Origin of the sequence: Thalassotalea litorea (assembly GCF_005843925.1) — a bacterium.
GTDB lineage: Bacteria > Pseudomonadota > Gammaproteobacteria > Enterobacterales > Alteromonadaceae > Thalassotalea_A > Thalassotalea_A litorea_A.
This window is the reverse complement of the sequence record NZ_VCBC01000018.1, coordinates 1-14,257: the sequence shown is the minus strand read 5'-3', so window position 1 is coordinate 14,257 and position 14,257 is coordinate 1. Positions and strand designations below refer to the sequence as shown.

14 protein-coding genes are annotated in these 14,257 nt (G+C 45.1%); 12 read left to right on the top strand and 2 right to left on the bottom strand.

All coding sequences use genetic code 11. The annotated features are described in order from the left end of the window. Positions 1–51 precede the first annotated feature (51 nt). Positions 52–2,058 carry a S9 family peptidase gene (locus FE810_RS15295; protein WP_171022396.1) on the bottom strand — a complete coding sequence of 669 codons (2,007 nt, stop codon included), beginning with the start codon at positions 2,056–2,058 and terminating at the stop codon, positions 52–54. Between the two features lie 224 nt (positions 2,059–2,282). Beyond that, positions 2,283–2,780, bottom strand: a complete 498-nt coding sequence (locus FE810_RS15290) for a hypothetical protein (RefSeq protein ID WP_138321241.1) — start codon at positions 2,778–2,780, stop codon at positions 2,283–2,285. A 317-nt stretch (positions 2,781–3,097) separates the two neighbouring features. On the opposite strand from FE810_RS15290, the gene FE810_RS15285 reads away from it, so the two are divergent. The 12 genes from FE810_RS15285 (at position 3,098) to FE810_RS15230 (ending at position 13,911) form a co-directional block, all read left to right on the top strand. Next, positions 3,098–4,078: an XdhC family protein gene (locus FE810_RS15285; RefSeq protein WP_138321239.1), complete on the top strand. Its 981-nt coding sequence runs from the start codon at positions 3,098–3,100 to the stop codon at positions 4,076–4,078. Then, positions 4,062–4,754 (top strand): nucleotidyltransferase family protein, encoded by a 693-nt coding sequence (locus FE810_RS15280; protein ID WP_138321237.1) that lies wholly within the window; start codon positions 4,062–4,064, stop codon positions 4,752–4,754. The genes FE810_RS15285 and FE810_RS15280 overlap by 17 nt, the downstream gene beginning before the upstream one ends. A 462-nt stretch (positions 4,755–5,216) precedes the next feature. Next, positions 5,217–6,119, top strand: a complete 903-nt coding sequence (gene hisG / locus FE810_RS15275) for an ATP phosphoribosyltransferase (protein WP_138321326.1) — start codon at positions 5,217–5,219, stop codon at positions 6,117–6,119. 3 nt (positions 6,120–6,122) lie between these two features. Continuing rightward, complete coding sequence (hisD, locus tag FE810_RS15270) at positions 6,123–7,478, top strand: histidinol dehydrogenase (RefSeq protein WP_138321235.1); 1,356 nt, start codon at positions 6,123–6,125, stop codon at positions 7,476–7,478. Then, complete coding sequence (gene hisC, locus FE810_RS15265) at positions 7,475–8,611, top strand: histidinol-phosphate transaminase (RefSeq protein WP_138321234.1); 1,137 nt, start codon at positions 7,475–7,477, stop codon at positions 8,609–8,611. The genes hisD and hisC overlap by 4 nt, the downstream gene beginning before the upstream one ends. Positions 8,612–8,699: 88 nt before the next feature. After that, complete coding sequence (hisB, locus tag FE810_RS15260) at positions 8,700–9,770, top strand: bifunctional histidinol-phosphatase/imidazoleglycerol-phosphate dehydratase HisB (protein ID WP_138321232.1); 1,071 nt, start codon at positions 8,700–8,702, stop codon at positions 9,768–9,770. Then, positions 9,767–10,411: an imidazole glycerol phosphate synthase subunit HisH gene (gene hisH / locus FE810_RS15255; protein ID WP_138321230.1), complete on the top strand. Its 645-nt coding sequence runs from the start codon at positions 9,767–9,769 to the stop codon at positions 10,409–10,411. The genes hisB and hisH overlap by 4 nt, the downstream gene beginning before the upstream one ends. Beyond that, a complete protein-coding gene (gene hisA / locus FE810_RS15250) occupies positions 10,411–11,148 on the top strand; it encodes a 1-(5-phosphoribosyl)-5-[(5-phosphoribosylamino)methylideneamino]imidazole-4-carboxamide isomerase (RefSeq protein ID WP_138321228.1) in 738 nt (245 codons plus the stop codon). The genes hisH and hisA overlap by 1 nt, the downstream gene beginning before the upstream one ends. After that, positions 11,130–11,903 (top strand): imidazole glycerol phosphate synthase subunit HisF, encoded by a 774-nt coding sequence (hisF, locus tag FE810_RS15245; RefSeq protein ID WP_138321226.1) that lies wholly within the window; start codon positions 11,130–11,132, stop codon positions 11,901–11,903. The genes hisA and hisF overlap by 19 nt, the downstream gene beginning before the upstream one ends. Before the next feature lie 15 nt (positions 11,904–11,918). Further along, positions 11,919–12,536, top strand: coding sequence for a bifunctional phosphoribosyl-AMP cyclohydrolase/phosphoribosyl-ATP diphosphatase HisIE (gene hisIE / locus FE810_RS15240; protein WP_138321224.1), 618 nt, complete (start codon positions 11,919–11,921; stop codon positions 12,534–12,536). 18 nt (positions 12,537–12,554) lie between these two features. Continuing rightward, positions 12,555–13,046 carry a GNAT family N-acetyltransferase gene (locus FE810_RS15235; protein WP_138321222.1) on the top strand — a complete coding sequence of 164 codons (492 nt, stop codon included), beginning with the start codon at positions 12,555–12,557 and terminating at the stop codon, positions 13,044–13,046. Beyond that, on the top strand, positions 13,039–13,911 hold the full coding sequence (locus FE810_RS15230) for an alpha/beta hydrolase family protein (protein WP_138321220.1): 873 nt from the start codon (positions 13,039–13,041) through the stop codon (positions 13,909–13,911). Before FE810_RS15235 ends, FE810_RS15230 begins: the two co-directional genes overlap by 8 nt. Positions 13,912–14,257: the final 346 nt, after the last annotated feature.

Below are 14,257 nucleotides of genomic sequence, written 5' to 3'. Positions count from 1 at the left end.
TCTAGTTGCGGGGCAATGGAAGTCTCAATCACGAATAATTCCTGGCAATACCTAGTTAGATTGCAAATGTTTAGAAAAAAACATGTCTTCCTTTAATTCCAACTCATCATTCCACACAATATGGTTCGCCCCAGGTAGTGTGATCAACTCATAGGGTTTTCCTGCTTTATCCAATGCTTTGATAAGTTTCTCAGATTCTACAAACGGTACATCGTCATCGGCGGTACCGTGCACAATGAGTAAATGCGCCTGAAGTTTGTCTAACAAAGCTGTATTTGCTGCCAACTTATATGCCTGTGGACACATTGCCGGCGAACAGCCCATAAAAGGTTCAATTGACACCCGAAAATCTTTTAAATCTACACCTGCCGCTGAAACAATACCGGCGTGATAGGTTTGCGGCGCTTGTAATAATGCCCTTAGGGCAAAATACCCACCCCAGCTATGACCATAAACCCCTACCCGCGACATATCCATGTATGATCGATCTTTTGCAAGTTGGTTAAGCGCAGCGACATGATCGGCAATTTCGACCTGACCAAAGCGTCCATAACTATAATTTTGGAAAGCGGTTCCACGCCCAAGAGTACCGCGACCATCGATTAATACCACGATATAGCCTTGTTGTGCGCGCAAGTATGAATCGATCCACTTTCCGGCTAACGGGTGCTGTGGGATCACACTTGTATAAGGTGCCGGATACATTTCCTCAATGACTGGATAAGATTTAGATTCATCAAAATCATTCGGTTTAAACAGCGCGGCTCGAATTGGGGTTTTACCATCTGCGGCTTTAACCCAGACAAGCTCAGGTGCAAAGCCTGCTTGTGCATAAATGTCCGGATCGACAGCCCAATAGATCTTGCTTGTTTTCGCGAAAATATCAAATTCTTCCACTTGCGCTGTATTCGGAAAACTGGTGCGTAATGCCCACATGCGATCCTTATTGGCGGAAAAAAGGACCTTAATTATATTTGGACCACTGGCGATTTTTTCTGGTTTGTTCCCTGCTAATGAAAATTGATATATAGACTGTGCATAGGGATCTCCCTTTGAGCCTGCAGTCAGCGCGTAAACAAGCCCTCTTTTGTGATCGATGTCAACAATGCGGACGACCCAGCCGTCAAATTTCCCTTTCGTTAAGCTCTTATCAAGATCCCCTTTGGCATCATATACATAAAGGTGACGGTAACCACTGCGATCGCTGGTCCATATAAAACCACGGTTGCCCTTTAAAAATGCGGGTAAATGGCGAAAATCAAGGCGATTGGCATGCCCCTGCAGTAAATCAAGGCCGATTAAAGAGGCAACATCGGACTCTGTAAGCAATACATTCACATTACCGCTATCGATGTCGGCTTCAACAAGTTCAAGCTTTTTCAAAAAACGATCACTGCGTAAAAAACGCAACTGTTTACTGTCGTCGCTCCAGCCGATGATATGTATTAGCGGAGACTGTAATCCGTGTTTAATCGCCTTATATTTTTGAGTTTCTCGATTAACTACATAAATTTGCTGTTGTTGAATGGCTTGTCCGGCCCGAGAGTAAGGGATAGATCTTTTTGCATCTGCAGTTTCCGTGTCTATGCGAATTCTCGGTACCAATGAATCATTTATTTGCTTAACCGCCAACCAAGCTTCATTTGTTGACCACTTAGCTCCCTGGATGTCCCAATACCACTTATTATTTAACGGTTTGACAGTGATTTTAGGATCGTTTTCAGCTTCGCGAAAATACAAATCTCCTCGATTTTCACCTTGATGAATGCTGCCGGCAATGTAACCTTGGGATCCCGATGCGATTTCAGTCACAGGCCGACTGTGAGCAAACAGTCCCGAGCGCACAACCTTGAGGTCCTCTGGTTTATGATCACTCTGAGCTTCGACAGGGTATTGTACCTCCATCGTTTCTATGGTTTCTAAAAACTGCTCAACAACCTGCTCATTAGCCGTTAGGTGATTGTCTTTATCATTGCCTGGTGCCGCACCAAGTACTGAAAATGCGGCAAGCAACAACGTCATGACTATCATCTTATCGCGATTAACGCATTGAACCATTAAATAACCCCTTGTAGCCTGTTGAATTTCTTTGAACGTAATTAACATTAACCCTTGCATGGTACAGCTGTTTCGGTATCTGTTTTAACATTACGTTATGATAACTAGCCAAGCCAGAATGACCGCTAAAACGATCAAAATTGGCGGTATTGCTACCCCTGTAATTTGCTCAATTAACACTTTCAGGCTCAACAAGGTTTATCACAATTGGATAAGCTCTGCGCTTATCCACTGCCTGTTAATTCCAGTTCCGCTTGTGATAACAATTGTTCATAACGACTCTGGCTAATTTCACCGCGTTTTTTCAAAGCCTTGGCCTGCTCCAGGCTGTTATAATACGCAACTTCCAACGCGCCAAGGATATTGCCGTATTGCCTTTCATTAATCAGGCCTGCTTGATATTGATTCGCGGCAAGAGCCTGGTTCCATTGTTTGCCTTTAGGTGGTTCTGGTACGGTAAAATCCACAGACAACAATGTCACGTCGTGCAATTGATAACCTTGTTCGATTAAATCTTTTGCGCAATGCATATTGATATAATCAACGGTTTGGTCAGAGACATGCCAGTCAAGGTAAAAGCCGACACAGCTGACTTGGCGCTGGGTTTTCTGGTGTGATAAAGACACTTCTTTATAAGCACAGCCACCCAAGCTCAGTATTGTTAAGAACAGCAATAGTGGGGGTATTCGCTTGTTCCGGTTGAGATAGAGATTTAATTCCATATCGCTACTCCTCATCGGTAAAATTCTTGAAGGCAAGCCTTCATTCCATGAATTTAGAAACCATCTCTGATAAATTGCGGCTCATTCGGCCTGAACATAACAAGGTTCAGGCAACACGAAAAAGCATGATTTATCGGATTTGGCATAAGTTAAGCTTGAATTCATACTGCCTTGGTTTTTTACGATTTTCAACCAAGATTGTTGGCGCTAAGATTGTATGTTTCCATTAGATCTCATATCCTTAGCACAGAACAAGGGGACTAGAGAGGAACTTGTGAATTTCCGCTCCCCCCAAAAAATAATTAAAAGACAGTTAAATGCAATTAACGGATTTTGACGTACTCAAACAGGCGAATATCTGGTTTGAACAACAAAAAATGTTCTGGATGTGTACGATTATCGGCACCTACGGAAGCGCTCCTCGCCCTATTGGTTCAATTTTCATTACCGATGGTAAACAACGCGTCGGTTCGATTTCCGGCGGATGTTTAGAAGATGCGTTTGTAGACATGCTAGAGCGCGGCGAATTTGAGCAGCACGACCAAATATTTGTCTATGGTAAACATCTCGACGAACCGAATGTCGTTCGAGAACTTCCCTGTGGCGGCACCATACGCTTGCTGGTCGAGCCGATGCGACAAAATGAAGACAATCGCCAGCATTTACATCAATGGCTAACCACCGCCGAAGCGAAGCAACCTTGTCAGCGTGTAATCGACCTGTCCTCAAAAACCAGTCATAAGCAATTAGTAATGCTCGAAAATGAAACCGCCCAGGTGATTGGTGAAACTGCAAGCACCATTACTCTGACCTATGGTCAGGTTTGGTCGATATTGTTGTTAGGGATTGGCCAGGTTACTCAGCATGTGGCCGAACTTGGAATTATGGCGGGCTATGACGTAAAACTTTGTGATATGCGCAAAGAACTTGCAGACAGCTGGTCTTTTACCAAAGCCCGTGGTGGTGTCGATATTGAGTGGCGCTCTCCAGATGATTTTATCGAGCAATATGCTAATGAACGCAGTGCCGTGCTAGCATTGGCGCATGATCCCAGAATCGATGATGTCGGTTTGATGACCGTATTTGAGACCGATGCGTTTTATATCGGTGCGATGGGATCGTCGAGAACCAGCGCCAATCGCCGCGAACGTCTATCTCGCATCTGTGGCTTTACCGAATCTGAGTTCAAACGCTTACATGCGCCCATCGGCTTGCCTATCGGCAGTAAAACGCCGGTAGAAATTGCAATCGCCATTCTCGCCGACATCATTCGGGTAAGAAATGGTAAAGGTGAGTAGCAAAGGTGATATCTGTCAATCGCCGTCATCGGGTGTGGTGGCGGTAATTCTGGCCGCAGGCTTTTCTAAACGCTTTGGCGCGGATAAACGCCTGCATCCGATAGAGACCCCTTCTACTGAAAACAAAACCGAAAATAATACCCAAAACAGTACCAAAAACACAGATTGCAAGCCCCTGCTGCAAACGACACTTGAAAGCATTGTTCCGCATTTTAATAAGGTTTTGCTGGTACATCGCTACCTGGATGACAACATATCAGCATTATTGGAAGACTATCCAGTAATAAAAATCGCAGCGCCTGAGCACCCCATAGGATTGGGCGTCAGTTTGGCGACAGCCGCAAAACATCTGCTGAATGAAACGTCGCAGTCTAAGCACATCATGGTGTTTTTAGCAGATATGCCCAATATAAAATCACATACCATTTGCACATTATTGGCAGAGATCGAAAACAACGCGCAAGCAGCTATCCGCCCACAATATCTCGGCCAGGCCGGCCATCCGGTATGTATACCCGCAAGTTTGCTAGAGTCCTTAAGCGAATTGAATCAAGATGAGGGCGCCGCGAAGCTGATTAAGCAATCCGGAACAAGGCTACGCTTAGTCGATGTCGATGATGCCGGAGTGTTATTCGATATTGATACCCCTGAACAAGGTAAATCCCGTCAAACTTAATGGGGCAGCCTTAGGCTTTGTACATAAAGGCGTGAACATCGAGCAAATTTTTAATCCTCTAGCTAGTTAAAACCCTAGCTAGTTAAAACTAGATTTCATATTCCATTTTGCTATAAGCATATTCACAAAAAATTAACCTTTAAGGGTTGACGAACCTAAGGATTAACCAGTAAGGTTATAAAAACATCAAGTAATCACTCTAATTTTTAAAAAGCATTCGTTAGTAACCAATGCCAAATATTGAAAAAATTCTGAGCCTGATAACGATATATTTTGAGTTAAACGAGATAAAGAAAACATGTTAAATAACCTGAGCTTACACCATCACCATCATATTATCGATTAGCCCTCAGGTTATTCGCTGAGAGGCTATGGACCTTTCAGTGTAACGCTCAATAAAAGCAGATACCCCGAAAGAGTCCACTTTTTCGGGTTTTTTATTTTTTGGAGCAATGAAACATGATGAACAATGACAACGGTCGATTACGAATCGCCATACAAAAATCCGGACGTTTGTCCGACTCTTCTCAAGATCTATTTAAACGTTGTGGCCTTAAAGTTTCGCTGGCCGATCGCAAACTTCTTTCCCATGTCGGCAATATGCCAATCGACTTAATGCTGGTGCGCTCTAGCGATATTCCAGGTTTGGTGATGGATGGCGTTTGTGATCTTGGCATCGTTGGCGACAACACATTAGAAGAACACGCCCTGCAACGTCAACTAACCGGTGAAACCAGCGCCTATAACAAGGTGTGTTCACTTAAATTTGGTGGTTGTCGTTTATCCATTGCTCTGCCGGAAGAAGTGGACTATCAAGGTGTGCAGTCATTGGATGGTTTGCGATTAGCGACCACCTACCCTCGCCTGTTAAATCGTTTTGGTGAACAACATGGCATTCGCTTTGAAACCTGCAAATTAAATGGTTCCGTGGAAGTCGCTCCACGCGTCGGACTTGCAGACGGCATCTGCGATCTGGTATCCACTGGCGCCACATTGGAAGCCAATGGCTTGAAAGAAGTGGAAGTCATTTACACCTCAAAAGCCGCACTCATTAGCGGCGAAAAACCGCTGTCTGGTGAAAAAGCCAAAACCTTCGACAAACTACTGCCTCGGATGCAAGGGGTATTAAAGGCAAAAGAAAGCAAATACATCATGTTGCATGCACCGAAAGGTAAACTCGCCGAAGTGATTACGTTAATGCCTGGTTCCGAAACCCCGACGGTTTTACCGCTTGCCGGACGCGATGATCGCGTTGCCGTGCACATGGTCAGTACCGAAACCTTCTTCTGGGAAACCATGGAGCAACTAAAAGATTTGGGTTGTAACTCAATTCTGGTATTACCAATCGAAAAAATGATGGGATAAACGATGTTCATCTGGCAACAACTTAGCAAATCACAACAAGTCGATGCTCTGGCAAGACCGGCAATTAGCGATAGCGACACCTTAGAACAAGGGGTCAAGCGCATTATCAATGCTGTTGCGGAAAATGGCGATACCGCGCTCTTCGATTTCACCAAAAACTTTGATGGTGTGGCACTCGATGATTTACGCTTAGCCAAATCGCAATTTCAACTCGCAGAACAAGCGCTATCGCAATCCCGAAAAGATGCCATTAACACTGCGTATCAACAAATAAAAACGTTCCACAGTGCCCAGAGGTTTCAAGATATCGATGTTGAAACCCGTCCCGGTGTTAGGTGCCAATTAAAGAGCGAGGCCATCGAATCGGTTGGCTTGTATATTCCAGCAGGATCTGCGCCATTGCCCTCAACCGTGTTAATGCTTGGTGTACCCGCTCAGCTTGCCGGTTGTGAACGCGTGGTTTTAGTTTGTCCGCCGGATAAAAACGGCAAACTTGCCAATGAAATTATTTATGCGGCGTCAATCTGCGGGATTGATGAAATCTATCGTATCGGCGGTGCACAAGCGATCGCAGCCCTTGCCCTTGGCACTCAGACCATTGCTGCGGTTAATAAAGTGTTCGGTCCGGGCAATAAGTATGTCACCGAAGCGAAAAAGCAATTATCCCAATCCGTACCTGGGTTTGCCATCGATATGCCAGCTGGGCCTTCAGAGCTGTTAGTGATCGCCGACAAGGGAGCAAATCCGGTGTTTGTTGCCGCCGATTTACTCTCGCAGGCGGAGCATGGAACCGATTCGCAAGTCATTCTATTGAGTGACGACGAAGCAACCATTAATGCCGTTGCTGAGCAATTACAACTTCAACTTGAAACCTTATCGCGTAAAGACATAGCTAAAAAAGCATTGGCACAAAGTCGATTAATTCTGTGTGCCGATATTGACGAAGCGGCATTGGTTTCAAACCTGTATGGCCCTGAGCACTTAAGCTTACAAGTACGAGATACCGATACATTGCTCAGTAAAGTACGAAACGCCGGCTCAGTTTTTGTGGGTGACTATTCACCGGAATCTGCAGGGGATTATGCCAGCGGTACCAATCATGTATTACCCACGTATGGCTACTCAAAAGTTGCGTCTTCTTTATCTTTAGCGGATTTTAGTCGTCGCTATACGGTACAAACCTTAACGAAATACGGCTTGCAAAGTTTGGCGCAAACCATTGTAGAGCTAACCGATGCAGAAGGATTGGATGCGCATCAGCGTGCGGTAACCTTAAGAGTTGGGAACGGCAATAGCGATTCTATTGGCGGCATTGAATGTGATGAATCAAGCGTGCAAGACAAAGGAGACGTGGCATGAACAACTCTTCCCTGACAACGGCAGTATCCAGCAAAAATCCGAACCTCGCACCAACCAATACAATCCTTTCTCTGGTTCGTGAAGATGTTATCGAAATGGTGGCTTACCAATCGGCAAGGCGAGAACAAACTGGCGGTACAACCTGGCTCAATGCTAACGAGCAAGGCGGTAACAAGGTGTATTCGCAATCGATTGAAAACCTAAACCGCTACCCGGATTTTCAACCCAGCGCTTTGATTGACGCATATGCCAGCTATGCGAACGTTAATTCAAATCAACTATTGGCAACCCGTGGCGCAGACGAAGCGATTGAAGTGCTGATCCGCACATTTTGCGAGCCCGGTAAAGATAACATTGTGATCTGTCCACCGACGTACGGTATGTATGCGATCAGCGCCAAAGGACACCTGACAGGCGTTACCACAGTGCCATTAACCGATGCGATGCAATTGGACCTAACGGCACTAGAGCCGCAAAAGAATCAATGCAAACTGGTGTTTATCTGCTCGCCCAATAACCCAACGGGTAATTTGATCAACCGTGCTGACATTGTCAAAACATTGGAGATGTTTTCATCACAAGCGTTAGTCGTGGTGGATGAGGCGTATATTGATTACTGTCCCGAGGCTAGCTGCGTGGATTTACTCGCACAATTTCCGAACCTGGTAATTTTACGTACCTTGTCAAAGGCATTTGGTTTGGCCGGACTACGCTGTGGTTTTGCAATAGCCAACCCTGAAGTTATCGAGCTATTGAGTAAAATCATTGCCCCTTACCCTATCGCCAAACCCATTGCAGACATTGCCAGTGCAGCTTTATCTCAACCAGCCACATTATCGTTACAACGCCAGATACAACAAACCATAGAGCAACGCGATGATATTGCCGCAGAGTTGACGCTGTGCTCTTGGGTCAGCGATGTTTTCTCCTCAAAAGCGAATTTCGTTTTATTTCGGATAACGAGCAAGGCGATATGTGAGACATTTTTCCGTTATATGAGCAGCAATGGTGTGTTAATTCGTAATCAATCCAAGCAACTTGCCTTAGCGAATTGTCTGCGTGTGTCGATAGGCTCTGTCGATGAGATGGCGGAATTTAAACGCTTGCTTGCGGCATTTAAACCTGAGAGCTGAAAGCTGGTATTGAGAGCTGATACTAACGCGCAATGGCCAAAACCGAATTTGGCATAACTTAAGATTAAGATGAAGTAAGAGAAAATAAATGCAAACCAATAATATTTTATTTATCGATCGTGACGGTACGTTAATTGAAGAGCCGGTGACTGACAAACAGGTAGATAGCCTGGAAAAGCTGGTGCTAGAGCCGTTGGTGATCCCGGTATTGTTAAAGCTGCTCGACAAAGGTTACCAATTGGTGCTGGTTTCCAACCAAGACGGGTTAGGCACCGACAGTTTCCCACAACCGGATTTTGATCTTGCTCAAGATAAGATGTTGGAAATTTTTGCCTCTCAGGGGATTAAATTTGCCGATCAATTAATATGCCCACACTTTGAAGAAGACAATTGTAGCTGTCGTAAACCAAAACTTGGGCTGGTTAGCGACTACCTGCAACAGGGTCGGATTAACTTTGCTAACTCCTATGTGATTGGCGACAGGGACACGGATTTACAACTGGCGGCAAATATGGGCATTCAAGGATTACAGTATCAACGCGAAGGGCTTAATTGGCCGGCAATCGCCGATTTACTGTTAACTAATCCAAGAGAAGCGACCATCGTTCGCACGACCAAAGAAACCGATATTCGGGTGAGTGTCAATCTCGACAAACGAGGTAATAATCGCATTGAAACCGGCATTGGCTTTTTCGATCACATGTTAGATCAAATCGCCACCCATGGCGGTTTTTCACTACAGTGCAAGGTGGATGGTGACCTGCACATTGATGATCATCACAGTGTTGAAGATACGGCACTGGCATTAGGGGAAGCATTAAGACAAGCCCTTGGTGATAAGCGTGGCATTAATCGTTTTGGTTTTGTGCTGCCAATGGATGAATGCCGAGCCGAATGCAGTCTGGATTTATCCGGTCGTGCCCACATTGAATTCGATGCTAACTTTACCGACAACCGCGTTGGCGGCATGTCTACGCAAATGGTTAGCCACTTCTTTAAATCCTTAAGTGATGCGATGGCAATCACTTTGCACTTATCCACTTCTGCTGGCAATTGTCATCACCAGGTAGAAAGCCTGTTTAAGGTATTCGGAAGAGCGTTAGGCCAAGCCATTACGGTAAGCTCCGATGAATTGCCGAGCTCAAAAGGTGTTTTATGAGTCAGGAGCAGGCGTATCAGGCATTAATCATTGATACCGGTTGTGCCAATATCAACTCATTAAAATTCGCCATTGAACGGCTGGGTTATGTCGTCGGTGTTTCGCGGGATGAGGCGAAAATCAAACAGGCCCCTCGGGTATTTCTGCCGGGCGTTGGTTCAGCGGAATTCGCCATGCAAGGCATTAATGAGTTGGAGTTAAAGCAACTTATCACCTCATTAACCCAGCCTGTACTTGGCATTTGTCTTGGCATGCAATTGCTCACCAGACAATCCTTTGAAAATGGCGTGCAGACTGATTGTCTGAACCTAATCGATACGGAGGTTAACGGTATTGATATCTCCGGCGTCAATGACATGCAATCCAATGGTTCTGGGTTGCGTCTCCCCCACATGGGTTGGAATACCCTGAGCAATATCAGTGATAACCCACTGTTTACAGGCATTGGCGAAGACGATTACTTTTATTTTGTCCACAGCTATTGCGCGCCAGTATCCGAACATACCTTAGCGCAATGTCAGTATGGCCAGTCCTTTTCCGCCAGTATTTACCAGAATAATTTTTACGGCGTACAGTTTCATCCGGAGCGCTCCGGAATAAGTGGCGCACGATTATTACAAAATTTCATGGAGTTAGTTTGATGATCATCCCCGCCATTGATTTAATCGAAGGTACCGTGGTGCGCTTGTTTCAAGGCGACTATCAACAAAAAACCGAATATACCCTCGAGCCAATGCAAGTGTTAAAAAGTTATGCCGAGCAAGGCGCAACTTGGCTACATATCGTTGATTTAACGGGTGCTAAAGACCCGGCAAAACGACAATTGCCTCTGATCAGAGAATTGACCGATGCAGGGTTACTCAAAATACAAACTGGCGGCGGTATTCGCACCCGGGAAGAAGTGAAAGATTTACTCGATTCTGGCGTAGAGCGGGTTGTCATTGGTTCCGTGGCGGTAAGCAAACCAGAGCAAGTCAGCGAATGGTTTAAAGAATTTGGAGCCGATAGCATTGTGCTAGCACTAGATATCAATATCGATGCTGATGGCAATAAAGTGGTTGCCACCCATGGTTGGCAAAAAAGCTCAGGGGTGACTTTGGAGCAATTAATCGCGACTTATCGCAAAGTTGGTTTAAAGCACGTGCTATGTACCGACATCAGTAAAGACGGGACGTTGCAAGGTTCGAATGTGAGTTTATATCAACAGGTGAAATCTCAGTTTACCGATATCTGCTGGCAATCTTCTGGTGGCATCGGCAAATTAAGTGATATTGACGCGTTAAAACCAACTAACGTTGACGGGGTGATTTTAGGTCGAGCCTTACTCGAAGGTAAATTTACCTTAGCGGAGGCAATACAATGTTGGCAAAACGGATAATCCCCTGCCTCGATGTACGCGATGGTATGGTGGTTAAAGGCGTTAAGTTTCGCAACCATGAAATTATTGGTGATATTGTGCCTCTTGCTCAGCAATATGCCGAGCAAGGCGCGGATGAGTTAGTGTTTTATGATATTACCGCCAGTGCCGATGGCCGCACGCTAGACCGCAGCTGGGTTGAGCGCATTGCCAAAGTCATTGATATTCCATTTTGCGTGGCCGGTGGCATTAAAAGTGAGGCCGATGCACAAAAAATGCTGTCGATGGGCGCCGATAAGATTTCCATTAATTCGCCAGCGTTGAGCGACCCAAGTCTGATCAATCGTTTAAACCGCCAGTTTGGCCAACAATGTGTGGTCATTGGCATCGATTCATATTTTGATGATGAAACCGGGCAATATCAGGTATATCAATTTACTGGCGATGAATCTAAATCGTCAAAAACCCGTTGGCAAACAATAGACTGGGTACAAGAAGTACAAAGTCGTGGAGCCGGTGAAATTGTTTTGAATGTGATGAACCAGGACGGTGTTCGTCAAGGTTACGATATCGAACAATTATCTATGGTTCGCGATGTCGCCAACATTCCATTAATTGCCTCCGGTGGTGCCGGTACCATGGCGCATTTTTCCGAGGTATTTAAACAGGCCGATGTCGATGGTGCCCTTGCGGCGAGTGTTTTTCATAAAGGCATTATTGGCATACAGGATTTAAAACAATATTTGCGCGAGCAACAAGTGCCAATGCGTTCTTAAGGTGGATTTAACAAGATGATAATTACTACACAAAACAGTGCCGATTTAGCCTGGGAAAAAATGGGTGGCTTGCTCCCTGCCATTATCCAACATGCGGATACCGGTGCCATATTAATGCAAGGCTACATGAACAAAGATGCGTTAGATAAAACCTTAGAAATTGCACAGGCAACGTTTTATTCCCGCTCGAAACAAAGGCTATGGACCAAAGGCGAAACCTCTGACAACACGTTGGATGTGCAAAAAATTTATAGCGATTGCGATAAAGATGCCTTGTTACTGGTGTGTCGCCCCAACGGCCCCACTTGCCATTTAGGCACAGAATCTTGTTTTGCTGAGCAGGAATTTAATCAAAAACATTTTCTGTCTTTGCTCGAACAAGTCGTTAAACAACGTCAATTTGATAAACCCGAAGACAGTTATACTGCGCAACTATTGAACCAGGGTACTAAGCGTGCGGCACAAAAAGTTGGCGAAGAAGGCGTTGAAGTGGCACTGGCGGCCGCCACTGGTGATAGAGACGAATTGTTGCAAGAATGCGCCGATTTGTTTTACCACACATTAGTATTACTCAGAGATCAGGATGTCGATTTAAGCGAAGTTATGGCAGTATTACAGCAACGACATCAATAATGCGTACAAAATTCGCCTATGACACCAATAGCAATTGACTATCAAGCTAAACATTTTCAAGAGCTTAGCGCCGCTGAGTTATATCAGGCGCTAAAACTCAGAGTCGATGTATTTGTGGTTGAGCAAACCTGTTACTACCCGGAGCTGGATAATAAGGACATCGATAAAGAAGTCATTCATCTCCTCGCCTATGATAAAAATGCCACAGTTAACGAACAGGGGTTATTGCCGCTCGCCGCTTATTTACGGATCCTGCCGCCAGGTCTTTGTTACCCTGCTATGGTCGCCATTGGCCGGGTTGCAACCGATATGGATTATCGTGGCAAAGGATTGGGGCACCCGTTAATGAGCGAAGCCCTGCGCCTTTGCAAACAATTCTGGCCGGATTTTAGCGTAAAAATTTCCGCCCAAGAGCATCTAGAAGCTTTTTATAACAAACACGGTTTTACGCGAGTATCTGAGATGTATTTGGAAGATGGTATTCCTCATGTTGAGATGTTAAATGACTGAACCGAAGGAGCAAAGCTGGCAGCTTGAGTTATTACATAGTGGAAGCGATTATCAGGTGCCAATCGAAGTATTTTCTTCAAAAGATGAACGCACTAGTACATCGTTATTGATGCTACCCGCGATGGGAATGGCGGCGCGATACTATCGACCTTTTGCACAAGAGCTTGCCGAACAAAACATTGCGGTTTATTTGCTTGAGCAACGTGGCCATGGTCACAGCAGCATGCGTCCAGGCAGAAAATGTAATTATGGTTTTAAAGAGTATCTCGCGGATATCGAAGTCACCACCCAGTGGTTACAAAGGCGTCACGCCTCTGAGAAAATTAACCTGATGGGACACAGCCTTGGTGGACATCTTGCCAGTTGTTTTACCGCGACCAATCCCGAGAAAGTCGATAAAATAATCCTTTCCGGTTGCGCTTCCCCCTTTCATGCGGCTTTTGATCGAAAAACCGCATTGTTACTGCGGGGCCTATATCACAGCATTCCCATGATGAATACTTTGCTTGGCTACTATCATGGGGACTTTACCGGATTTGCGGGTAAAGAAAGCCAGCAACTTATGCTCGATTGGCGTCATTTGGTGAAAACAAACTTATACAAGGCCAAAGGTGTCGATCACGACTTTGAAGATGCCCTCAAAGCATTTTCGGGCAATATATTAAGTCTGCAATTTAGTGAAGATATCTACGCGCCCCCGATGCCAAGTCAATTGGTGTTGGATAAATACCCCGCCGCCAAAATTGAGAAAATCACCCTAACCACCAATGATTTAGGCTTTAACGCCGATCATTTCCGCTGGGCGCGAAAACCAGAGGTTAGTGCGAAAGTGGTAAAAAACTGGCTCGCCCAAAACGAATTCTAACGATAAATTGCAGTAACTTTAGGTGCGCAAAGATCATAAAACGCCTCTTGCAAATAAGAGGCGTTGACGATTGTGCCAAAAACAGGACAAATGCTTTTTATTGGAAAACCAGTGCCCGCGCACGGGGCAAGTGTCATACCAGCTCCATTAATTTTTTACACAAGGGACACTTCATTGCCCGAGACTTAAAAAAGCAATAATGCGTTGAAATAACGGTTAAACAGGCAGGACTATATCAATGCATGCGAAGGTTATACCAATCACACTAAGTTTGTGCACAACTCAGAGTTAGGGCAGAGGTTCAGTTACAACATAGATTTTATTGATATAGTCATTCTATATTAAT